Raw genomic sequence first — 21,163 nt, 5'->3', positions numbered from 1 at the left:
CCCGCCGTCGCCCGGTCATCGCCACCGACGCGCGTGGGAGGTGAGGACGCGGGTCAGCTCAGGCGCCAGACGTGCGCCGCGGGGCCGGGCGTGGCCGGGACGTGGGTCGCGGTGGCGTCGTGCGTCAGCGGGGTGGCGCCGTGCAGGAGGTCCGACGAGCGTGCCGCCAGACCCGTGAGCCGCGCGCCCGGCCAGGCCGCCCGCGTCAGCACGACGAGCACGCGCTCGTCGGACGTCTCCCGCAGGAAGCCGACGGCGTCGTCCTCGGCCAGCACCCAGCGCAGCCCGCCCTCGCGCAGCGCGCGCGACGAGCGTCGCAGCTCCGCCAGGCGCCGGTAGACCGCGAACGTCGCGGCGTCCCAGTGCGCTCCCCCGCCCGCGTCGACCTCGGACCACGGCATCGGCACGCGTGCGTGCTCGCCGTTGACGCCCGTCAGCCCGCCCTCGTCGCCCGCGAAGACCACCGGCGTCCCGGGGTACGTGAACAGCAGGGTCGCCGCGACCTCGACCGCCTCGCGCGAGCCGACCACCGTGCGGATCCGGGCCGTGTCGTGCGAGCCCAGCAGGTTCCACTGGTGGCGCGTCACCGACCACGGGACCGTCGAGTCGAAGTCGCGCATGGTGGCGACCATCGACGCACCGCCGCGGCGCGGCACCGGCACGGGCATGCCCAGGAAGGGCAGCGTCGAGCCGGGCTCGACCAGCCACGTCCACGCCGGCCGCGTGAACGCCGAGTAGTTCATGTTGACGTGCCAGCCGCCGACGACGAGGTCCGCGGCCGCGTCGTGGAAGTGCTCCGCGACCAGCGCGGCGTCGGGGTTGATGCCGTGCATCCTGCTGCGCAGCGCGCGGGCCACCGCGTGCGCGTGGTCGTCGTCCCGGTACCGCCCGGTCATGTTGGCGACGTCGATGCGCCAGCCGTCGAGGTCGAACGGCGGGCGCAGCCACCGCTCGGCGACCGCGCCCTGTCCGGTGACCATGCGCTCCGTCAGCCCCGGCGCGCCGTAGTTGAGCTTCGGCAGCGACGCGTGCTCGAGCCAGCCGACGTAGCCGGGCTCGTCGTCGGTCCAGTAGTAGAACTGCGCCTCGGGGCTCGACCGGTCCGCGCGGGCGCGCTCGAACCACTCGTGACCCGCGCCCGTGTGGTTCGTCGTCAGGTCCCCGACCAGGCGCATACCGCGCGCGTGCACGGCCGCGGACAGCGACGCGAGCGCCGCGTCCCCGCCGAGCAGCGGGTCGACGTGCTCGAACGTGGTCGCGTCGTAGCGGTGGTTCGAGCGGGCCGGGAACACCGGGGTCAGGTACACCGTGTCCACGCCGAGGCGCTGCAGGTGGTCGAGCCGCTGCTCCACGCCCCGCAGGTCGCCGCCGAAGAGCTGCTGCGCGACGCCGCGACCGGCTGCGACCGGCTCGTCGGACCAGGCAGCCGGGATGGCCCAGCCCGGCAGGTCGCCCTGGGGCGGCCCCTCGTGCCCCGACGAGCGCGCGAACCGGTCCGGGAACACCTGGTACACCACGGCGTCGTCGAGCCACCGCGGCGCGGGCGAGTGCACGGACAGCCGGAAGTCGGCCGCGTCCGTGACGTCGCGGTCGTGCAGGCCGCGGCCGTCGAGCCACCGGTAGCCGCCCGGCTCGTCGAGCAGGAAGCGGTACGGCGTGACGGGGTTGTGCACCGGCACGTCGGCGACGTACCAGCGCTCGTGCTCGTCGGACCGCTCCAGGCGGGCCGCGACGAACCGCGGCTCGCCGTCGCGCACCACACGCAGGTGGACGGCCCGCTCGCGGCGCGACGCGGGGACGCGGACCCGGACGGGCACCACGTCCCCGAGCCGCGGGGTGCCGCGCTCGACGTACAGCTCCGACCCGTCGTGGTGCGGCTGGTCGAGCGTCGTCATCCCTTGACCGAGCCGGCCGTCAGGCCGCCGACGATGTACTTCTGGAGGAACAGGAACAGCAGCACGATCGGCACCGCCGCCACGACGGCGCCGGCCGCGAACACGCCCCAGGGGGCCGTGCGCTCGTCGGCGGCCAGCGTGTAGAGACCCACCGCGACCGTCCAGTTCTCCTGGTGCTGGAGCACCACCTTGGCGATGAGGAAGTCGCCGAAGGACGAGATGAAGGACAGCAGGCCGACGACCGCGAGGATCGGCGAGACCAGCCGCAGGATGATCGTCCAGAAGATCTGGGCGTGCGTGGCGCCGTCGATCTTGGCGGCCTCGTCGAGCTCGCGCGGCACGGTGTTGAAGAACCCGTACATGAGGAACGTGTTCACCCCGAGCGCGCCGCCCAGGTACACGCAGATCAGGCCGAGCAGGCTGTCCAGCCCGAGTGCCGGGAAGACGTCCGCGAGCGTGAGCAGCAGCAGGAAGATCGCAACGAACGCGAGCGTCTGCGGGAACATCTGCGCCAGCAGCAGGCCGGTGAGGCCCTTCTCCCGGCCCCGGAACCGGAACCGCGAGAACGCGTACGCCGCCGCCGCGCCCATCAGCACGGTGCCGATCGCGGTGACGGTGCACACGACCAGGGAGTTGCGCAGCCAGCCCCAGAACCCGCGGTCCGCGAGCTCGGCGAAGTTGTCCGCGGCCACCGTGCCGAACAGGTCGTTGGACCCGACGAGCCGGCCGCCCGGGTTGAGCGCGGCGGAGAGCACGTACAGCAGGGGCAGGACGCAGATCGCGATCATCACGAGCGCGACGAGGTAGCGCCACGACACCTCGCGCCACCACCGGGCGCCGGTGGTGCCCTCCCGACGCTTGCGGGTGGTCGCGGCCTTGGTCGGCCGCTGGTCGGTCGTCTGGGTGGCCATCACAGCTCCTCGAGGCGACGCGTGCGACGGAAGCCCCACCAGGAGATCGCGCCGACGACGATGAAGATGAGGATCGACAGGGCGCTCGCGAACCCGTACTGCTTCAGGCCGCTCTCGAACGCCACGGAGTAGACCATCGAGATGAGGATGTCGGTGTGCCCGACGACGACGGGCGTCCCGACGAAGTTGGGTCCGCCGCCCGTGAGCATGTAGATGAGCGCGAAGTTGTTGAAGTTGAACGCGAACGACGCGACCAGCAGCGGCGCCACCGAGACCATCAGCAGCGGCAGCACGATCGAGCGCTGGACCCGCCACGCGCTGGCGCCGTCCATCCGGGCGGACTCCAGCACGTCGCCCGGGATCGACTGCAACGCCCCCGTGCAGACCAGGAACATGTAGGGGAACCCGAGCCACAGGTTCACCGCGATGATCGAGCCCTTGGCCAGCCACGGGTCGGTGAGCCACCCGACGTCGGCGCCGCGCAGCAGCACCTCGTTCACGAAGCCCGAGCTCTCGTTGAGCATGCCCTTCCAGACGAGCGCCGACAGGAAGGCGGGGAACGCGTACGGCAGGATCAGCAGCGACCGGAGGACCTTGCGCCCGCGCACCCGCGGGTCGTTGAACACGACCGCGAGGAACAGCCCCAGCACGAACGTCGTCAGGACCGAGAGCAGCGCGAACGCGAACGTCCAGAGGAACACCTCGACGAAGGGCCCGCGCAGCCGCTCGTCGGTGAAGGCCCGCGTGAAGTTCTCGAACCCGACCGTGACCTTCCACCCGGGCGTCAGGGCGGTGCCGTCGTCCGCGCGGAAGCTGCCGTGGTCGTCGGGCGTGTAGACGACGCCGGTCGAGGTGTCCGTCATCGTGTCGGCCGCGGCGTCGTACTCGAGCACCGACTCGTAGACGTAGGCCGTCGACGCGTCCTGCGTGCGCAGCGAGCCGTCGGCGGCCTCGTCGGACACGGGGACCCGCAGCGCGACGATCGCGTCCTGCTGCCCGGCGACCGCGGCGAAGTCCAGGACGTCCCAGCCCGGCAGCGCGGTGACGCGGTCGCCCTCGACGGTCGCGCCGTCGGCGGGCTCGAGGGGCTGCTCGGCGGTCCCGACCTCGGCCTGGCCGTCCCGCACGACCGCGAAGCCGAGCTCGCCGTCCTGGGAGACGACCGCCAGCGGGTAGGCCTGGGAGCCCTCCACCCGCTGCTCGTTCTGGGCCAGGATCGCCTCGATCGCGTCCTGCTTGGTCGAGTTGTGGCCGTCGCCGTAGTTGGTGAACGCGACGTACGCCGTGTAGCACGCGGTGAAGATGACGTAGACGAACAGGAACGCCAGCCCGGGCAGCAGGTACTTGGCCGCGAGCGCGCGCCGGGAGAAGTAGGCCCAGTTCACCGCGACGATCGCGACGACCATCGAGGCCGCGAGGGCCCACTGCTGCACCGAGATCGCGGTGAGCAGGCCGTACAGGGCCAGCGCGTTGACGATGGCGACGAGCGCGAGCTTGACCAGGAAGCCCCGGGAGAAGCTGCGGGCGGGAGAGGAGTCCCCGGCGCGCCCTCGCGCTCGGGGTGGGGGTTGCGGCGGCGCCTGCTCGCCGTCCGGGGCGATCGTCTGCTGCGACATGGTGGTTCCTCCGCGGGCGCGTCGTGGCGCCGGCACCTCGGCAGTGTTGCGGGAACGGGACGGGGGCCGTGACGAGGCGTGGCTGCCCGCGCCGCCGGGTGGCGACGCGGGCAGCCGTCAGGTCACGCCTTGTCGACCGCGTCCTGCATGTTGTCGACCATCGTGTTCCAGGCGGCGACGGGGTCCTTCGCCTGACCGCCGATGATCTGGACCTCGGTGGTGCCCCAGAACTGCCACATGGCACCCATCTCCGGGATCGAGGGCATCGGCGCACCGGTGGCGCCGGCCTCGTTGAAGCCCGCGAGGATCGGGTCGTCGACCTTGGCCGCCGCGGCCTTGAGCGCCGGGAGACGGCCGCCGGCCTCGTACAGCTCCGTCTGGACCTTCTCGGTGGTCAGGAAGTTGACGACGAACTCGTTCGCGAGCACCGGGTTCTCCGACTTCGCGGAGATGAACGCGCCCTGGACGCCGACGAACGGCTTGGCCTCGGAGCCGCCCGCGCTGGGGACCGGGAGGACCGAGATGTCCATGCCGGCCTCGCTGAAGGCCGTCGTGTACCAGGGGCCGGTGATGATGTAGGGCGACTCGCCCTTCTCGAAGGCGGCCTTCGCCTGGTCGCCGCCGATCGCGGGGTCGAGCACCTTCTCGTCCGCGAGCTTGGCGAGGTACTCGGCGAACGCGTCACCGTTCTCGCCGCCGAGGCCGAGCTCGGTGGTGTACGAGCCGGTCTCGTCCTGCGTGAAGATGGGGGCGTCGAACGACGTCTGCAGCGGGTACATGTGGTACGCGTCGCCCTGGTCGCCCTGCTGCAGCAGCACCGAGTACTTGGTGCCGGCCGCCTTGCCCTCGGCGATCAGCTCGTCGAACGTCGTGGCCTTGGTCTCGGGGACCAGCTCGTTGTTGCGCACGAGCGCGATGTTCTCGATCGCGTACGGCGACCCGTAGACCTGGCCGTCGTAGGTGAAGGCCTGCACGGCGGACGGCGAGAACTGGTCCGCGACGTCACCGAGCTGGATCGGCGCGACGACGCCGTTGTTGACGAACTCGCCGGTCCAGTCGTGCGCGCCGATGATGACGTCCGGGCCCTGGCCGGTCGGCACCTGGGACACGAAGTCGGTGCGGATGTCGCCGGAGGCCTTCTGGACCAGGTCGACCTTGACGCCGGTCTCGTCCTGGAACTCCTGGACGATCGGCTTCATCACGTCGATGCGGGTCTCGTCGACCCACATCGTGAGGGTGCCGGTGAGGGCCGGGGCGGTGCTCTCGGCCGTCGTGGGCTCCGTGGTGGCGTCGGCGTCCGTGTCGCCCGAGCCGCCGCTGCTGCAGGCGGTGAGCGTCATGGCGAGGCCGAGAACGGCCGCGAGGGCCGGGATGCTCCGTCGCATCGTCTGTGTCTCCTGGGGTCGATCGAGGCGTAGCCCGTCGTCGGCATCGCCTGCCGACTCTGGCCTGATGCGGAGGAAACTAACCTCGTTGCAACGGGGCTTGCAAGTCGTTACGGTAACTTTCAGGCAACAGTTTCAGGTGGGTCGGTGCGCGGTCGTCCGCTGCCCCCGCCCGGACACGAGTGCCCGTTGGCCAACCGAACGAGGACGAGGAGGTCCTGTGTCCCCTACGCTGCCCCCCGTGCGTACCCGCTTGACGGATCTCGCGGAGCAGGCCGGCGTCAGCACGGCCACCGTCTCCCGCGTCCTCAACGGCAAGCACGGTGTGTCCGCCCAGGCGCGGCAGGCTGTGCTCGCCGCCCTCGACGTGCTCGGGTACGAGCGCCCCGAGAAGCTGCGCACGCGCTCGGCCGGCCTGGTCGGGCTCGTCGTCCCCGAGCTCGCGAACCCCGTCTTCCCGGCGTTCGCGCAGGTCATCGAGTCGATGCTGACCGAGCGGGGGTACACGCCGCTGCTGTGCACGCAGTCGCCCGGCGGCACCACCGAGGACCAGTACGTCGAGATGCTGCTCGAGCACGGCGTCGCGGGGATCGTGTTCGTGTCCGGGCTGCACGCCGACACCTCGGCGAGCAAGGAGCGCTACCACCGCCTGCGCAGCCGCGGCATGCCGATCGTGCTCGTCAACGGGTTCGCCGACGGCGTGGACGCGCCGTTCGTGTCCACCGACGACGAGGCGGCGCTCGACCTCGCGTTCCGGCACCTGGTCTCGCTCGGCCACCGCAGGATCGGCCTCGCGATCGGCCCGGAGCGGTTCGTCCCCGCGCAGCGCAAGCGCGCCGCGTTCGCCGAGAACCTGGCGCGTCACCTCGGCGTCACAAAGCCCGACGAGCACATCGTCTCCACGCTGTTCACCGTGGAGGGCGGCCAGGCCGCGACGCTCGAGCTCATCGCGTCCGGCCACACGGCGATCGTCTGCGGCTCGGACATGATGGCGCTCGGCGCCATCCGTGCCGCACGCTCCCGCGGCCTCGAGGTGCCGGACGACCTGTCGGTGGTCGGGTTCGACGACTCGCCGCTCATCGCGTTCACCGACCCGCCGCTGACCACCGTGCGCCAGCCCGTCCTGGCGATGGGGCACGCGGCCGTCTCCGCGCTCGTCGCGGAGATCAACGAGACCCCGGCCTCCCGCACCGAGCTCCAGTTCCACCCGGAGCTGATCGTGCGCGGCTCGACCGGCGCGGCGCCCGTCGTCGTGCAGGCCCTCGACGACGTCGCGGCCGGCTGACCCAGCCACCCCGGCACGTGCGCCTCCGGCGCGACCTTCCCGCTGCGTCCGCAGCACACCCTTGCGAAAGGTACGACCCCCCGTGACCATGCTCGACGCCCGACCCACGACTGTGCACGCTCCCGGCTCGCCCGACGGCGAGTGGTGGCGCGACGCCGTCATCTACCAGGTCTACCCGCGCTCGTTCGCGGACGGCTCGGGGGACGGCGTCGGCGACCTCCCCGGCATCACCTCGCGCCTGCCGCACCTGGCCGAGCTCGGCGTCGACGCCGTCTGGCTCTCGCCGTTCTACCGCTCGCCGCAGGCGGACGCGGGCTACGACGTGGCGGACTACCGGGACGTCGACCCCCTGTTCGGCACGCTGGACGACTTCGACGCGCTGCTCGGCCGCGCGCACGGGCTGGGGCTGCGGGTGATCGTCGACCTGGTGCCGAACCACACCTCCGACGAGCACGCGTGGTTCGTCGAGGCCCTCGCCGCCGCCCCCGGCTCGCCCGCCCGCGAGCGCTACCTGTTCCGCGAGGGGCGTGGTGAGCACGGCGAGCTGCCGCCCAACAACTGGGAGTCGATCTTCGGCGGTCCTGCCTGGACCCGCGTGCCCGACGGGCAGTGGTACCTGCACCTGTTCGACTCGCGCCAGCCGGACCTCAACTGGGAGCACGACGAGGTCCGCGCCGAGTTCGAGGACGTCCTGCGGTTCTGGCTCGACCGCGGGGTCGACGGGTTCCGGATCGACGTCGCGCACGGCATGGTGAAGGCCCCGGGGCTGCCGGACTGGCACGGGCACGTCTCGATGATCGAGGGCTCGGAGACCGCGCACGAGGCCGCGGAGCACGTGCTGCACGCGCACGCCGACGGCACCGAGGTGGAGCGCGTCGACGAGGTCACGGGATCCGGCAACCAGGGCCCGATGTTCGACCAGGACGGCGTGCACGAGATCTACCGCGCGTGGAACCGCGTGCTCGCCGGGTACCAGGGCGACCGCGCGCTCGTCGCCGAGGCGTGGGTCGAGCCGCTGTCCCGCCTGGCGCGGTACGTGCGGCCGGACGAGATGCAGCAGGCCTTCAACTTCGCCTTCCTGGCGACCCTGTGGGACGCCGCCGCGCTGCGGGACGTCATCACCGCGTCGTACGCGGCGTCCGACTCCGTCGGTGCGCCGACCACGTGGGTCCTGTCCAACCACGACGTCGTCCGGCACGCCTCGCGCCTGGGGCTGGCCGTGGCGGGATCGCGCCCCAACGGCATCGGCGCAAGTGACGAGCAGCCCGACGAGGAGCTCGGCCTGCGCCGCGCCCGCGCGGCCACGCTGCTGATGCTGGGCCTGCCGGGCTCCGCGTACCTCTACCAGGGCGAGGAGCTGGGCCTGCCCGACCACACCGCGCTGCCGGACGACCTGCGCCAGGACCCGGCGTTCTTCCGCACGGGCGGGGCGGAGCGCGGCCGTGACGGCTGCCGGGTGCCGCTCCCCTGGTCGGCGGCCGAGCCGGGCTTCGGCTTCTCCCCCACCGGCCGCACGTGGCTGCCCCAGCCCGCGTCCTGGGTCGCGTACGCCGCCGACGCCCAGCGTGGCGTCGCGGGATCGACGTACGAGACCTACCGGTCCGCGCTCGCCCTGCGCAAGGCCGAGCAGCTCGGCTCGGGCGGCCTGGCCTGGCACGCGTCCGGCGACGACGTGCTCGACCTCGTCAACCGCGGCGTGCGGGTCGTGGCCAACCTGGGCACCACCCCGGTCCGGCTGCCCGCCGACGCCCTCGTGCTGATCGCGTCGGGCGACCTCGTGACCGACGGCGACGCGCTCGTCGTGCCGGCCGACACCACCGTCTGGCTGCGCGCCTGACGGACGCTCCCGGCGACGCCTCCGCCGGGAGACCACGCGAGGGACGGGCCGTCGGCCCGTCCCTCGCTGCTCGCCGTCAGTCCGTGCGCGCGACGTCCCACGCGGCCGCCGAGCCGGGCGGGACCACGACCTCGATCTCGCCGTCGTGCACGGTCGTGCGCGCGCACGCGTCGGCGGCGCTCAGCACGTCGCAGTAGTCGCCCTCCGGCAGGCTCGTCGGGAGCGTGGTCGTCAGCGTCTCGTCGCCCAGGTTCACGACGACGAAGCCGCGCTGCCCGCGGCCGAGCGCGACGGCGTCGCCCTCCGACCACGTGTCCCGGACCTCGGCGTCACCGACGACGCCGCGCCAGCCGACCATCCCCGCGACCTGCGGCCAGCGGTGCTGGCAGACCCAGTCTCCCGGCGCCGGCGTGGCCTGCGGTCCCGGGTCGGCGGAGCAGGACGCGTCCAGCACCGTGCCGCCGTCGTCCTGCGGCGGGCCCGCGTCGACGTCGTCGAACGCGTAACCGGAGTAGACCTGGGGCGTGCCGTAGTCGCCCGCGAGCATGAGCACGGTCGCCAGGGCGTCGTCTGTCCCCGCCCGGTAGGAGAGCGTCGAGCCGTTGCGCTCGGTGTCGTGGTTCTCGACGAACACGACCGCGTCGTCCGACGGCAGGTACCGCGCGGACGCCTCGCCGAGCTCGAGCGCCAGGCCGGGCGACCCCGCGACGACGCCCGCCATCTCCTTGCCGTACGTGAACTCGTACACCTGGCCGTTCGCGACGTACTCCTCCGGCTGGACCGGCTCCGCAGATCCCCGGATGACCTCCTGCATGATCGCGACGTCGTCGTCGAGCGGCGCCACGACCGCCCCCACGTCCTGCGCAGCCATGTGCTTGGCGGCGTCGATGCGGAACCCGTCGACCCCGAGCCCCACGAGGTCCTCGAGGTACGCCGTCAGCCGCTCGCGCACGTGCGACGCCCCCGTGTCGAGGTCCGCGAGGTTCACGAGCTCGCACGTCTGGACCTGCTCGCGGTCGCCGTAGAGCACGATGTCGTCCGCGGGCGTGAGCCCGCAGTGGTGGAAGTCGTCCTCCTCCCACGTCCCGGGGTAGCGGTAGTGCTCGTACGACGAGCCCGCCCAGCCCGTCCCGGGCTCGTCCTGGCCGGTCATGTGGTTGATCACCGCGTCGACCCGGACGTCGACGCCCGCGTCGTGGCAGGTCTCGACCATCGCCGCGAGCTGCTCGCGCGTGCCGAGCCGGGACTCCAGCCGGTAGCTCACCGGCTGGTACGCCGTCCACCAGGGCGCTCCCACGACGTGCTCCTGAGGTGGCGAGACGAGCACCCAGGCGTACCCCGCCGGCCCGAGCTCGTCGGTGCACTCCGCCGCGACCGCGTCCCACGTCCACTGGAACAGCTGGACGCCGACGTCGTGCCCGCTGCCGTCGGCGGCCGGCCGCGTCGCCGGGTCCGGCGGCTCGCCGGTACACCCGGCGAGGGCGGTCAGGGCGAGCACGGCGGCGGCCGGCGGCGTCAGCCACCGCGCCGCTCGGGCGCGTCGGGAAGGGCGCGTCATCGTCACCACCAGGTCTCGGTCAACGCTCGACGACGAGCGCTGCAAGGAGTTGCTGCAAGTTTCTGCCAGGGGTACCAGAGTAGGGGGTGCAGGCCCTAGGTTGCGTGACGTGAACCACGTCGTCGTGCACGGGCCGGTCTCCTGGAACACCGTCGTCCGGCTGCCCCGCCTGCCCGCGCCCGTGCCGCACATGGAGCTCGCGGCCGCGCACCACGACGGGCTGGGCGGCACGTCCGCCGGCAAGGCCGTCACGCTGGCCGCCCTGGGCGTGCCGACGACGCTCGTCACGACGACGGGCGACGACGAGCAGGCCGCGCGCGTGCTCGACGCGCTCGGTGCGGGCCGCGGCGGTGGTGACCTCCGCGTGCTCGCCCGGCCCGCGCTCGGCGGACGCACCGAGCGGCACGTGAACCTCGTAGCCGACGACGGTGCGCGCCTGTCCCTCTACCTCGAGCTGCCCACGGCTCCCCCGGCGGACGACGCGGTCCTCGCGGCGGTGCGCGCCGCCGACGCCGCGGTGCTCGACCTCGCCGCGGGATCGCGCCCGCTGCTCGACGTCGCCCGGGCCGCCGGCGTCCCCGTGTGGTGCGACGTGCACGACGACGACGGCGTGGGCGACTTCGCGCGCGCGTTCGCGGCCGCGGCGGACGTGCTCCTGGTCTCGGCGGCACGGCTCGCCGACCCGCGCGCCTACCTGCGCGCTGCGCTCCGCTCCGGCACCTCGCTGGCCGTCTGCACGGACGGGGCGCGCGGCGCGCTCGCGCTGGACGCGGACGGCTGGTGGGAGGTGGACGTCGCCGACGCGGGCCCGGTCGTCGACGCAGAGGGCGCGGGCGACGCCTTCCTGGCCGGGCTCCTGCGCGCCACGCTCGCGGGCGCCCCGCGTCGCGACGCGCTGGCGCAGGCGGCGGCCACCGGTGCGCTGGCGGTCACGCACCTCGGCCTGGCCGCGCCGCACGCCGACCCGGCGACCGTCGAGACCCTGGCCCGCGCGGTCCGCGTCACGGGCCCGGCCTGACCGGACTGCGCGGACCTCGGGACCGGCGTCAGCCGCCCGAGACGCTGAGCTCGGCCTCGGCCAGGTCGCGGCGGAACTCGTCGGACAGCTCTCGCGAGTCGAGCCAGCCGTACGGCAGGTGCGGCTTCTTCGGGGAACCCGCACGGCCGCGCTGGCCCTCCGCGGGCGCCCCCGGGTACAGCTGGTCGAGGTCGAGCTCGGCCAGCAGGTCGTCGAGCTCGGCCAGGCTCGAGACGAGCCCGAACCGGGCGCGCAGCTCGCCGCCCACCACGTAGCCCTTGAGGTACCAGGCCATGTGCTTGCGCATCTCGCGCAGCGCCTTGTCCTCCTCTCCGAAGTGGTCGACCATCAGCTCGGCGTGCCGGCGCACGACGCCCGCGACGTGCCCGAGGCCCGGCCGCACGCGCTCGTCGGACCCGGCGAACGCGGCCGCGAGATCGGCGAAGAGCCACGGCCGGCCCTGGCACCCGCGGCCGACGACGACCCCGTCGCAGCCGGTGTGCGCGACCATCGCGAGCGCGTCCTCGGCGGACCAGATGTCCCCGTTGCCGAGCACCGGGATGTCGGTGACGGCCTCCTTGAGCGCCGCGATGGCGTCCCAGTCGGCGGTGCCCGAGTAGTAGTCGGCGGCCGTGCGGCCGTGCAGCGCGACCGCCGCGACGCCCGCGTCCTGCGCCGTCAGGCCCGCCTCGACGAAGGTCAGGTGGTCCTCGTCGATGCCCTTGCGCATCTTCACGGTCACCGGCACGCCGCGCGGCGCGGCCGCCTGGACCGCGGCCGTCACGATCGAGCGGAACAGGTCCCGCTTCCACGGGAGCACCGCTCCCCCGCCGCGGCGTGTCACCTTGGGCACCGGGCAGCCGAAGTTGAGGTCCACGTGGTCCGCGCGGTCCTCCTCGACCAGGAGCCGCACGGCCGCGCCGACCGTCGCCGGGTCGACGCCGTACACCTGGACCGAGCGCGGCACCTCGTCGGGCTCGAACGCGATGATCCGGAACGACTCGGGAGACCGCTCGACGAGCGCGCGGCTCGTCAGCATCTCCGCGACGTACAGCCCGGCGCCGGACTCGCGGCACAGCCGGCGGAACGCCGCGTTGGTGACGCCGGCCATGGGTGCGAGCACCACCGGGGTGTCCACCTGGAGGGGGCCGATGCGCAGCGGAGGCAGCACGGCGGCGGGCGCGCGCTGGTCGGCGGTCGTCGTGGTCGTCACGCGCGCCATTCTCCCACCGGTGCGCCGGTGCGCCGGTGCACCAGGGGCTCGGAGCCGCGCCCCGCGCGCGGCTCAGAGCCAGCCGTTCTCCTGCGCGAGCCGGACCGCCTCCGCGCGCGTGCGCCCGCCCGTCTTGCCCATGGCCGCCGAGAGGTAGTTGCGCACCGTGCCCTCGGACAGGAACGTCGCGCGCGCCACGTCCGCGACCGTGCCGCCGTCGGCGGCCGCCCGCAGCACCCCACGCTCGCGCTCGGTGAGCGGGTTGGCGCCGACCGTCAGCGACTCGACCGCGAGGTCCGGGTCCACCACCCGCAGCCCGGCGTGCACGCGACGCACCGCGTCCGCGAGCTGCTCGGCCGGGGTGTCCTTCACGACGAACCCGCTCGCCCCCGCGTCCAGCGCGCGCCGCAGGTAGCCGGGCCGGCCGAACGTCGTCACGATCAGCGCCCGGCAGCCGGGCAGCTCCCGGCGCAGCACGTCGGCGGCCGCGATGCCGTCCAGCCCGGGCATCTCGACGTCCAGCAGCGCCACCTGCGCGCCCGACGAGCGCGCGGCGTCGAGCACCTCGTCGCCGCGGGCCACCTGCGCGACGACCTCGAGGTCCGGCTCGAGGTCGAGCAGGGCCGCGAGGGCGCCCCGGACGAGCGCCTGGTCGTCCGCCAGCAGGATCCGGATCGCCTCGCTCATGCGTCGGTCCGCCCGTCCGGGGTCCCCGCGGGCCCGGGTGCTCCCCCGTCGCGCGTCACCAGCAGCCGGTAGCCGCCGATCGGGCTCGCACCGACCTCGACCCGGGCGCCCGCACGCCGGGCGCGCTCGGTGAGGCCCAGCAGCCCGTGGGAGTCCTGCGCGGCCGCGGCGTCCGGCGGACCCGCGCCGTCGTCGTCGACGATCAGCGTGCGCGCGTCCATGACCACCACGACGCGCCGCGCACCGGCGTGCCGGAGCACGTTCGTCGTCCCCTCGCGCAGCCCCCACGCGAACAGCTCGCGCAGGTCCTCCGGCACCTCCTCGACACTGCCCGGCAGCGTCGCCTGCACCCCCGCGGAGTCCAGTGCGAGCCGCGCCCCGGCCAGCTCGCCCGCGAGCGTCACCGCGCGCGTGGCGGTGACCATCCCGCGCACGTCCGCGAGCGCCGAGCGGGCGAGCTGCTGGACCTCGAGCACCTCCCCCCGCGCCCGCTCCGGGTCCCGGTCCAGCAGCCGGGCCGCGAGCTCGGCCTTGACCGAGATGACGGTGAGGCTGTGCCCGAGGATGTCGTGCATGTCCCGCGCGATCCGCTCGCGCTCGCGCTCCACCGCGAGGACCGCCACCTCGTCCTGCGCGAGCTGGAGCTGCCGGTTGCGCCGCACGAGCTGGGTGAACCCGAACATCGCGACCGTGCTGAGGACCACCGAGACCACGAGGTCGTCGATGGGGTCCCAGCCCGCGACCCGCGGCACCACCACGATCGCGAGAGAGGCGAGCACCGCGACGCCCAGCACCGCCGGCCCGCGCAGCAGGAACACCCCCGACACGCACACGAACACCAGCCCGACGAGGCCGACCTGGTCCGCCGCGATCGTCGACAGCCCGACGAGGACCACCTGCCCGACCAGGAACGCCACCGCGCGGTCCCGGGACATCCCGTCCGCGTAGGGCCGGGCGTACCGGACGACGACGAACGCGAAGCTCAGCGCGAGCGCCACGACCGCGACCACCGAGACCCAGCGGGCCGCGCCCGGGCCGCTGTCCCACGCCGCTCGCAGCGGCTGGACCAGGAAGACGACCCACACGATGCCCATCACGGGCCCGATGACCCGCATCGCCCGGCGCCCGCGCCGCCACGGGGTGAAGATCGGCGACCCCTGCTCGAGGCGGTCGGGGCTGGGGGACGTCACGGTGCTCACGCTAGCCGGGCTCACGCCAGCCGGGCCTACGCCAGCAGGGCTCACCGTAGCCGCCGTACCCACGCCGCTGACCGCCGGGGCTCAGACGCGCGCCGTGTCCCGGCGGAAGCGCCATGCGGCGCCCCACACGAACACCGCCCCCCACACGACGACGTTGACGACGGCCCACCACGAGAAGTCGCCACCGATCGGCGCGCGCGTGAGCTCGGCGAGGCCGTACGTCGGCATGAACCGTGCGACCGTCGCGAACACGCCGTCGCCGAGCGGCATGAACAGCCCGCCCGCGAAGGACAGCAGCGCGAGCACCGGGCCGAGGACCTGCATGACGTTCTCCGACGGCAGCAGGTAGCCCATGAACAGGCCGAACGCCGCGAACACGGCCGAGCCCACCCAGCCGACGACGAGGGCGGCGACGAGCCGGCCCACGGGCGCGTCCGCGCCGGACGCGAGACCGACGACGGTGGTGATCACCATCGAGGCGAGCGCCAGGATCATCGCGACGAGCACCTTCGTCGTCACGTACGTCGCGGGACGCAGCGGCGTCAGCCGCAGCTGGCGCGTCCAGCCCTGCGCGCGCTCGACCGAGACGCTGGCGCCCCCGTTGGTCGTGGCGAGCAGCGCCCCGTACAGCGCCATCGACACCATCACCCACGCGGTCACGTTGCCGTAGCCCGCCCGCTGCGTCTGGTAGTCGCCGACCGTCCCGAACAGCAGGAAGAACACCGGCGGCATCGCGAGCGTGAAGACCACCGTGCGGCGGTTGCGCAGGACGCGGCGCAGCTCGATCGCGAGGTACGGCAGGTTCACCAGTCCGCGCGCCGGTCCGGTGCGGGCTACGCGCTCGCCGGCACGTGCGGCCGTGCGGTCGGCGGGGTCGGTGGGGTCGGCCAGGGTGGCGCTCGTCGTGGACGTGGTGGTCGTCGTGCCGGTCATCGGGTGCTCCCGGGGGTCGTCGTGGTGGTCGGGGCGGGCGTGCTCGTCGGGGTGACGGCGTCACCCGTGAGCGCGAGGAAGGCGTCCTCCAGCCCGCGCGCCGTGATCTCGAGGTCGGTGGCCGCGGTCGCGGTCAGCAGGTGGCGCGCGAGCGCGTCGGAGTCCGTGGTGCGCACGACGAGCCGGTCGCGCCGCACCTCGACGTCCACGACCCCGGGCACGGCGTGCAGGGCGGCCTGCAGCGCGGCGTCCACGCCGCCCGCGACCGTCGCGGACACGACCCGGCCGGCCGTGAGCGCCTTGACCTGCGCGGCCGATCCGTCGGCGACCACGCTGCCGTGGCTCACCATCACGACGCGGTCGGCGTAGGCGTCGGCCTCCTCGAGGTAGTGCGTGGCGAACACGATCGTCCGGCCGCGCGCGGCGTCGGCCCGCAGCGCGGTCCAGAACTCGCGCCGGCCCTCGACGTCCATGCCGGTCGTCGGCTCGTCGAGCACGATGAGGTCCGGGTCCGGGAGCAGCGCGAGCGCGAACCGCAGCCGCTGCTGCTGACCGCCCGAGCACGTGCCGACGCGGCGCTCGGCGATCTCGGCGATGCCGGCGCGCGCCATCGCGTCGGTCACCGCGGCGGCGGGCGCGCCAAAGAACGACGCGCTCAGCCGCACGGTCTCCGCCACGGTGAGGTCCTTGAGCAGGCCGCCGGTCTGCATCACCGCGGAGACGCGGCCCGCGGCGATGGCGTCCGACGGGTCCATGCCCAGCACGCGCACGTGGCCGCTGTCCGGCTCGGCGAGACCGAGCAGCATGTCGATGGTCGTCGTCTTGCCCGCGCCGTTGGGCCCGAGGAACGCGACGACCTCACCGGGCCGCACCGCGAGGTCCAGCCCCGCGACCGCGCGCACCGGACCGAACGACTTGTGCAGCCCGCGCAGGTCGATCGCGAGCGGGGCGTCGCCGGTCCGTGCCGGCGACGCGAGGGTGTCGGTGGAGGTCATGACTCGATCCTGGCGACCGCGCCCGGGCCGTTCCCCCGCCGCCCGTCACCGACCCCGCATGACAGATGTCACGACCCGCTCGCCCGGCACACCGGTCGCCGAGGTCGTCGGGGGGTCCGACGACCTCGGCGAGCGTGGTGCGCGGTCGGTCAGGCGCCCAGGAGGCGGGGTGCCAGGTAGGACGTCACCTGGTCGAGCGCGACGCGCTGCTGGGACATGTCGTCGCGGTGACGGATCGTCACGGCCTGGTCGTCCAGCGTGTCGAAGTCCACCGTGATGCAGAACGGCGTGCCGATCTCGTCCTGGCGGCGGTAGCGGCGGCCGATGGCACCGGCGTCGTCGAAGTCGACGTTCCAGTGCTTGCGCAGCTCGGCCGCGAGGTCACGCGCCTTGGGGCTGAGCTGCTCGTTGCGCGACAGCGGGAGCACCGCCGCCTTGACCGGGGCGAGGCGCGGGTCGAGCTTGAGCACGACGCGCGTGTCCACCCCGCCCTTGGTGTTGGGCGCCTCGTCCTCCGTGTAGGACTCGACCAGGAACGCCATGAGGCTGCGCGTCAGACCGGCGGCGGGCTCGATGACGTAGGGCACGTAGCGCTCGTTCTTGGCCTGGTCGAAGAACGACAGGTCCTGACCCGAGTGCTCGCTGTGGGTCGACAGGTCGAAGTCGGTGCGGTTCGCGATGCCCTCGAGCTCGCCCCACTCGCTGCCCTGGAAGCCGAACCGGTACTCGATGTCGACCGTGCGCTTGGAGTAGTGCGACAGCTTCTCGGCCGGGTGCTCGTAGTGCCGCAGGTTGTCCCGGCTGAGCCCGAGGTCCACGTACCAGTCGGTGCGGAAGTCGATCCAGTACTGGTGCCACGTCTCGTCGCTGCCCGGCTCGACGAAGAACTCCATCTCCATCTGCTCGAACTCGCGCGTCCGGAAGATGAAGTTGCCGGGCGTGATCTCGTTGCGGAACGACTTGCCGATCTGGCCGATGCCGAACGGCGGCTTCATGCGGGCGGCCGTGTAGACGTTCTTGAAGTTCACGAAGATGCCCTGCGCGGTCTCGGGCCGCAGGTAGTGCAGGCCGGACTCGTCCTCGACCGGGCCGAGGTACGTCTTGAGCATCATGTTGAAGTCGCGCGGCTCGGTCCACTGACCGCGGGTGCCGCAGCTCGGGCACGCGATGCCGGCCAGCCCGCCCTCGGGCGCGTGACCCTTGCGCTCCTCGAACTCCTCGAGCATCTGGTCCTCGCGGAACCGCTTGTGGCAGGACAGGCACTCCGTCAGCGGGTCGGTGAAGACGCCCACGTGGCCGGAGGCCACCCACACCTGGCGCGGCAGGATGACGGAGGAGTCCAGGCCGACGATGTCGTCCCGGCTCGTCACCATCGCACGCCACCACTGGCGCTTGATGTTCTCCTTGAGCTCGACGCCCAGCGGCCCGTAGTCCCAGGCCGAGCGCGTACCGCCGTAGATCTCGCCGCTGGGGAACACGAACCCGCGCCGCTTGGCGAGGGAGACGACGGAATCCAGGCGAGAGGGGGCTGCCACGGTGCGATCACTCCAGGTCGACGTGCCGCGACTGGGTGTCGCGACCGGGGATGCCGCGGGCTGCCGCGGCGCCCGCCCAGGGTACCGGCCCGCGCCGCCCGGGCCCGCCGGGAATCCCGGGGGCGCAACCTCGGTCCCGCCCGCCGGCGCGCCGACTTCGTAGGATGCGCGCGTGGACAACGACCCCCTCGACGCCTTCGGCCTGGGGGCCGCGTCGATCGGCGTCGCGATCGGCGCCCTGTTCCTGGTCGCCCTCGCCCGGTCCCACGCGACCTACTGGGCGGGACGAGGCGTGGTCCGCGGCGCCCGGACGGTCCACTCGAGCGACAAGGGCTACGCGTGGTGGCGGTCGACCATCACGCACCTCGAGGTGTGGACCAGCACGCGCGCCGCGCAGCGCGGCCTCGAGCTCGTCCGGCGGTGGGGCCCCTTCGCCGTGACGTTCGCGTTCCTCACCTTCGGCGTCCAGACGGCCGTCTTCGCCGCGTCCGGCCTGATCCGGATGCGCTACCTGCGGTTCACGATCGCGACCCTTCCCGGCGCACTCGCCTGGGGCATCGTCTGGGCCACGGTCGGGCTCTCCGCCGTGTGGGGCGCGATCCGGCTGGTGGCGACGTCCCCCTGGCTCCTGGCCGCCGTGCTCGCGGGGCTGGTGGTCCTGGGGTCGTGGTTCTTCCGGCGCCGCATGCTGCGCCACGCCCGGGAGGAGGCGGAGGCGTACGAGTCGCTCGAGCCGCCGGAGACGCACGGGCGGCACGCCGACGAGGGCGGGCGCCACGTGCGCAGCATCGACGACGTCCTCGGCGAGCCGCTGTGGACCTCCGTGGACGACGAGCCGGACCTGCACCGCCCGCACCACCAGCACCGCGCCGCGCGCTCCGACGAGGCCCGGCCGCCGGACTGAGCCGGTCCCGCACCCGGCCGGGCTGCACCGGGCGGGGCCGAGCTGACGCCACCGCGACGCCGACGCGTCAGCCCGGCGCCACGCAGAACTGGTTGCCCTCCGGGTCCGCGAGCACCGTCCAGGCGAAGCCGTGCTCGTCGTGCCGCGCCACCAGGGAGGCGCCGTCCGCGAGCAGGCGCGCCACCTCGGCCGCCGGGTCCTCGGAGCCGAGGTCCAGGTGCACGCGGTTCTTGCCCGGCGTCGGGTCCTCGACCCGCTGGAACGCGACCTGCCCGACGCCGCGCACGTCCGTCACGATGACGAACCAGCCCTCCGACTCGTCGTGCACCGTCCCGCCGAGCTGCCGTGCCCACCACGCCGCGAGCGCCACCGCGTCCCGCGTGTCGAACGTGATCATCCCCACCGTGAGTGCCATGACGTCACCGTAGCGACGGCGGCCGACACCGCGGTGGGCCGTCAGGCCCGGGGCGCGTCGACCGCCCCGCCGTAGCGCCGGTCCCGGCGGGCGTACTCCTCGACGGCGCGCCACAGGTGGCGCCGGTCGACGTCCGGCCACGGCTCGTCCAGGAAGACGAGCTCGGCGTACGCGGCCTGCCAGATCATGAAGTTCGAGATCCGCTGCTCCCCGGACGAGCGCAGGAACAGGTCGACGTCCGGGAGGTCCGGCTCGTCGAGGTACCGCGCGAACACCTTCTCCGTGACCCGGTCCGGGTTGACCCGGCCGGCGGCGACGTCCCGGCCGAGCGCCGCCGCGGCGTCGGCGATCTCCGCGCGCCCGCCGTAGTTGACGCACATGGTCAGAGTGCACCGCGTGTTCTCGCGCGTGAGCTCCTCGGCGGTCTCCAGCTCGGTGATGACCGAGCGCCACAGCCGCGGGCGCCGCCCGGCCCACCGGACGCGCACCCCCCACGAGCTCATGAGGTCCCGGCGGCGCCGCAGGACGTCCCGGTTGAAGCCCATGAGGAAGCGCACCTCCTCGGGCGAGCGGCTCCAGTTCTCGGTCGAGAACGCGTACGCCGAGACGTACTCGACGCCGATCTCGATCGCGCCGGCCACCACGTCGAGCAGCGACGCCTCCCCCGCCTTGTGGCCCTCGATGCGGCTCAGGCCGCGCGCGTTCGCCCACCGACCGTTGCCGTCCATGACCACCGCCACGTGGCGCGGCACGAACTGCTGCGGGATGGCGGGCGGCTGCGCGCCGGACGGGTGCGGGTACGGGTCGACCAGAGGCTTCACCACGCGGCCCATTGTGCCGGGTCCGCCACGGCAGCCCCGCGCCCGGCCCGGCGTGCGGCGTGCGGGGTGGGGCGGGTGGGTCTCAGACGCGCTCGACGTGCGGCAGGGAACGCAGGTGGCGCTCCAGATGGAACTGGCTGAACGCGGCGACCAGCCCGGCCGCCTCACCGCGGTGCCGCTCGGCGCTCGCGTCCGCGACCACCCAGTCGCCCGCGATCAGCGCCGAGAGCAGCCCGAAGGTCTCCGGCGCCGGCGACGCCGAGCCCGGCGGGCGGCACCGCGAGCACACCGCGCCGCCCGACGAGACGTTGAACGCCTGGTGCGGGCCGGGATCACCGCAGCGCGCGCAGTCCGCGAAGCTCGGCGCCCAGCCGGCGACGGCCAGCGCGCGCAGCAGGTAGGAGTCGAGCACCAGGCCGGGGGCGTGCTCCCGCGTCGCGAGCGCGCGCACAGCCCCGACGAGCAGCCAGTACTGCTGCAGCGCGGGCTCGTGCTCGGCCTCGACCAGCCGGTCGGCGGTCTCCAGCATCGCGGTGCCGACCGTGTACAGGGCGTAGTCCGCCGCGAGCGCCCGCCCGTACGGACCGAGCGTCTCCGCCTGCGTCACGATGTCGAGGTTGCGGCCCGTGGAGAGTTGCAGGTCCACGTGCATGAACGGCTCGAGGCGCGAGCCGAACCGCGACGTCGTGCGGCGGACGCCCTTGCCGACCGCGCGCACCTTGCCGTGCTGGCGGGTCAGGAGGGTGACGATGCGGTCGGCCTCCCCCAGCTTGTGGGTGCGCAGCACGATCGCCTCGTCGCGGTAGAGGCTCACCCGTCCATCCTCCCTCACCGCACCGACATCGCCCCGCACCGCGCGGTCGCGGGGGTACCCGCGCCGCCGGCGCCTCGACGTGGCTCGTCGTCCCGAGGGGTGGTGGGCGACGAGTCGATCGGGCGCCGGCGGCGCAGGGTCG

The 21,163-nt window shown here is 73.7% G+C and carries 18 protein-coding genes; 4 read left to right on the top strand and 14 right to left on the bottom strand.

What is annotated here, in order from left to right:
* Window positions 1–53: 53 nt before the first annotated feature.
* The 4 genes from KIN34_RS10825 to KIN34_RS10810 all read right to left on the bottom strand — a co-directional run bounded on the left by KIN34_RS10825 (window position 54) and on the right by KIN34_RS10810 (window position 5,807).
* A complete protein-coding gene (locus KIN34_RS10825) occupies window positions 54–1,895 on the bottom strand; it encodes a glycoside hydrolase family 13 protein (protein WP_214350268.1) in 1,842 nt (613 codons plus the stop codon).
* Entirely contained in the window at window positions 1,892–2,806 is a 915-nt protein-coding gene (locus KIN34_RS10820) for a sugar ABC transporter permease (RefSeq protein WP_214350265.1), read from the bottom strand. The genes KIN34_RS10825 and KIN34_RS10820 overlap by 4 nt, the downstream gene beginning before the upstream one ends.
* Window positions 2,806–4,422 carry an ABC transporter permease subunit gene (locus KIN34_RS10815; protein WP_214350262.1) on the bottom strand — a complete coding sequence of 539 codons (1,617 nt, stop codon included), beginning with the start codon at window positions 4,420–4,422 and terminating at the stop codon, window positions 2,806–2,808. The genes KIN34_RS10820 and KIN34_RS10815 overlap by 1 nt, the downstream gene beginning before the upstream one ends.
* A gap of 122 nt (window positions 4,423–4,544) precedes the next feature.
* Entirely contained in the window at window positions 4,545–5,807 is a 1,263-nt protein-coding gene (locus KIN34_RS10810) for a sugar ABC transporter substrate-binding protein (RefSeq protein ID WP_214350259.1), read from the bottom strand.
* Window positions 5,808–6,027: 220 nt separating this feature from the next.
* On the opposite strand from KIN34_RS10810, the gene KIN34_RS10805 reads away from it, so the two are divergent.
* Together KIN34_RS10805 and KIN34_RS10800 are read left to right on the top strand one after the other, a co-directional pair.
* Window positions 6,028–7,092 carry a LacI family DNA-binding transcriptional regulator gene (locus KIN34_RS10805; protein WP_214350256.1) on the top strand — a complete coding sequence of 355 codons (1,065 nt, stop codon included), beginning with the start codon at window positions 6,028–6,030 and terminating at the stop codon, window positions 7,090–7,092.
* 88 nt (window positions 7,093–7,180) lie between these two features.
* The gene (locus KIN34_RS10800; RefSeq protein WP_214352034.1) at window positions 7,181–8,929 is read left to right on the top strand and encodes a glycoside hydrolase family 13 protein; all 1,749 of its coding nucleotides are present in this window, start codon (window positions 7,181–7,183) and stop codon (window positions 8,927–8,929) included.
* Window positions 8,930–9,005: 76 nt separating this feature from the next.
* On the opposite strand, the gene KIN34_RS10795 is transcribed toward KIN34_RS10800, so the two are convergent.
* On the bottom strand, window positions 9,006–10,487 hold the full coding sequence (locus KIN34_RS10795; RefSeq protein ID WP_214350253.1) for an alpha-amylase: 1,482 nt from the start codon (window positions 10,485–10,487) through the stop codon (window positions 9,006–9,008).
* Between the two features lie 109 nt (window positions 10,488–10,596).
* Here KIN34_RS10795 and KIN34_RS10790 point away from each other — a divergent pair, with 109 nt between their 5' ends.
* Complete coding sequence (locus KIN34_RS10790) at window positions 10,597–11,505, top strand: carbohydrate kinase family protein (protein WP_214350250.1); 909 nt, start codon at window positions 10,597–10,599, stop codon at window positions 11,503–11,505.
* A 28-nt stretch (window positions 11,506–11,533) separates the two neighbouring features.
* Here KIN34_RS10790 and dusB read toward each other — a convergent pair whose 3' ends face one another.
* The 6 genes from dusB to KIN34_RS10760 all read right to left on the bottom strand — a co-directional run bounded on the left by dusB (window position 11,534) and on the right by KIN34_RS10760 (window position 18,067).
* A complete protein-coding gene (dusB, locus tag KIN34_RS10785) occupies window positions 11,534–12,727 on the bottom strand; it encodes a tRNA dihydrouridine synthase DusB (RefSeq protein ID WP_214350247.1) in 1,194 nt (397 codons plus the stop codon).
* 63 nt (window positions 12,728–12,790) lie between these two features.
* Window positions 12,791–13,405, bottom strand: coding sequence for a response regulator transcription factor (locus KIN34_RS10780; protein WP_214350244.1), 615 nt, complete (start codon window positions 13,403–13,405; stop codon window positions 12,791–12,793).
* Window positions 13,402–14,595 carry a sensor histidine kinase gene (locus KIN34_RS17405; RefSeq protein ID WP_214350241.1) on the bottom strand — a complete coding sequence of 398 codons (1,194 nt, stop codon included), beginning with the start codon at window positions 14,593–14,595 and terminating at the stop codon, window positions 13,402–13,404. The genes KIN34_RS10780 and KIN34_RS17405 overlap by 4 nt, the downstream gene beginning before the upstream one ends.
* A 90-nt stretch (window positions 14,596–14,685) precedes the next feature.
* Window positions 14,686–15,537 (bottom strand): ABC transporter permease, encoded by an 852-nt coding sequence (locus KIN34_RS10770; RefSeq protein WP_214350238.1) that lies wholly within the window; start codon window positions 15,535–15,537, stop codon window positions 14,686–14,688.
* On the bottom strand, window positions 15,534–16,532 hold the full coding sequence (locus KIN34_RS10765) for an ABC transporter ATP-binding protein (RefSeq protein ID WP_214350235.1): 999 nt from the start codon (window positions 16,530–16,532) through the stop codon (window positions 15,534–15,536). Before KIN34_RS10765 ends, KIN34_RS10770 begins: the two co-directional genes overlap by 4 nt.
* A gap of 149 nt (window positions 16,533–16,681) precedes the next feature.
* On the bottom strand, window positions 16,682–18,067 hold the full coding sequence (locus tag KIN34_RS10760) for a glycine--tRNA ligase (protein ID WP_214350232.1): 1,386 nt from the start codon (window positions 18,065–18,067) through the stop codon (window positions 16,682–16,684).
* A 172-nt stretch (window positions 18,068–18,239) separates the two neighbouring features.
* Here KIN34_RS10760 and KIN34_RS10755 point away from each other — a divergent pair, with 172 nt between their 5' ends.
* Window positions 18,240–18,971, top strand: coding sequence for a DedA family protein (locus tag KIN34_RS10755; RefSeq protein ID WP_214350229.1), 732 nt, complete (start codon window positions 18,240–18,242; stop codon window positions 18,969–18,971).
* 67 nt (window positions 18,972–19,038) lie between these two features.
* Here KIN34_RS10755 and KIN34_RS10750 read toward each other — a convergent pair whose 3' ends face one another.
* From KIN34_RS10750 to recO, 3 genes are all read right to left on the bottom strand, one after another.
* Window positions 19,039–19,386, bottom strand: a complete 348-nt coding sequence (locus tag KIN34_RS10750) for a VOC family protein (RefSeq protein WP_214350226.1) — start codon at window positions 19,384–19,386, stop codon at window positions 19,039–19,041.
* Between the two features lie 41 nt (window positions 19,387–19,427).
* Window positions 19,428–20,219, bottom strand: coding sequence for an isoprenyl transferase (locus KIN34_RS10745; protein WP_214350223.1), 792 nt, complete (start codon window positions 20,217–20,219; stop codon window positions 19,428–19,430).
* Window positions 20,220–20,289: 70 nt separating this feature from the next.
* Window positions 20,290–21,021: a DNA repair protein RecO gene (gene recO / locus KIN34_RS10740; protein ID WP_214350219.1), complete on the bottom strand. Its 732-nt coding sequence runs from the start codon at window positions 21,019–21,021 to the stop codon at window positions 20,290–20,292.
* Window positions 21,022–21,163 lie beyond the last annotated feature (142 nt).

The organism is Cellulomonas fulva, assembly GCF_018531375.1.
Lineage (GTDB): Bacteria > Actinomycetota > Actinomycetes > Actinomycetales > Cellulomonadaceae > Cellulomonas > Cellulomonas fulva.
The sequence above is the reverse complement of the archived record's forward strand: the minus strand, read 5'-3'. Positions and strand labels throughout refer to the sequence as shown.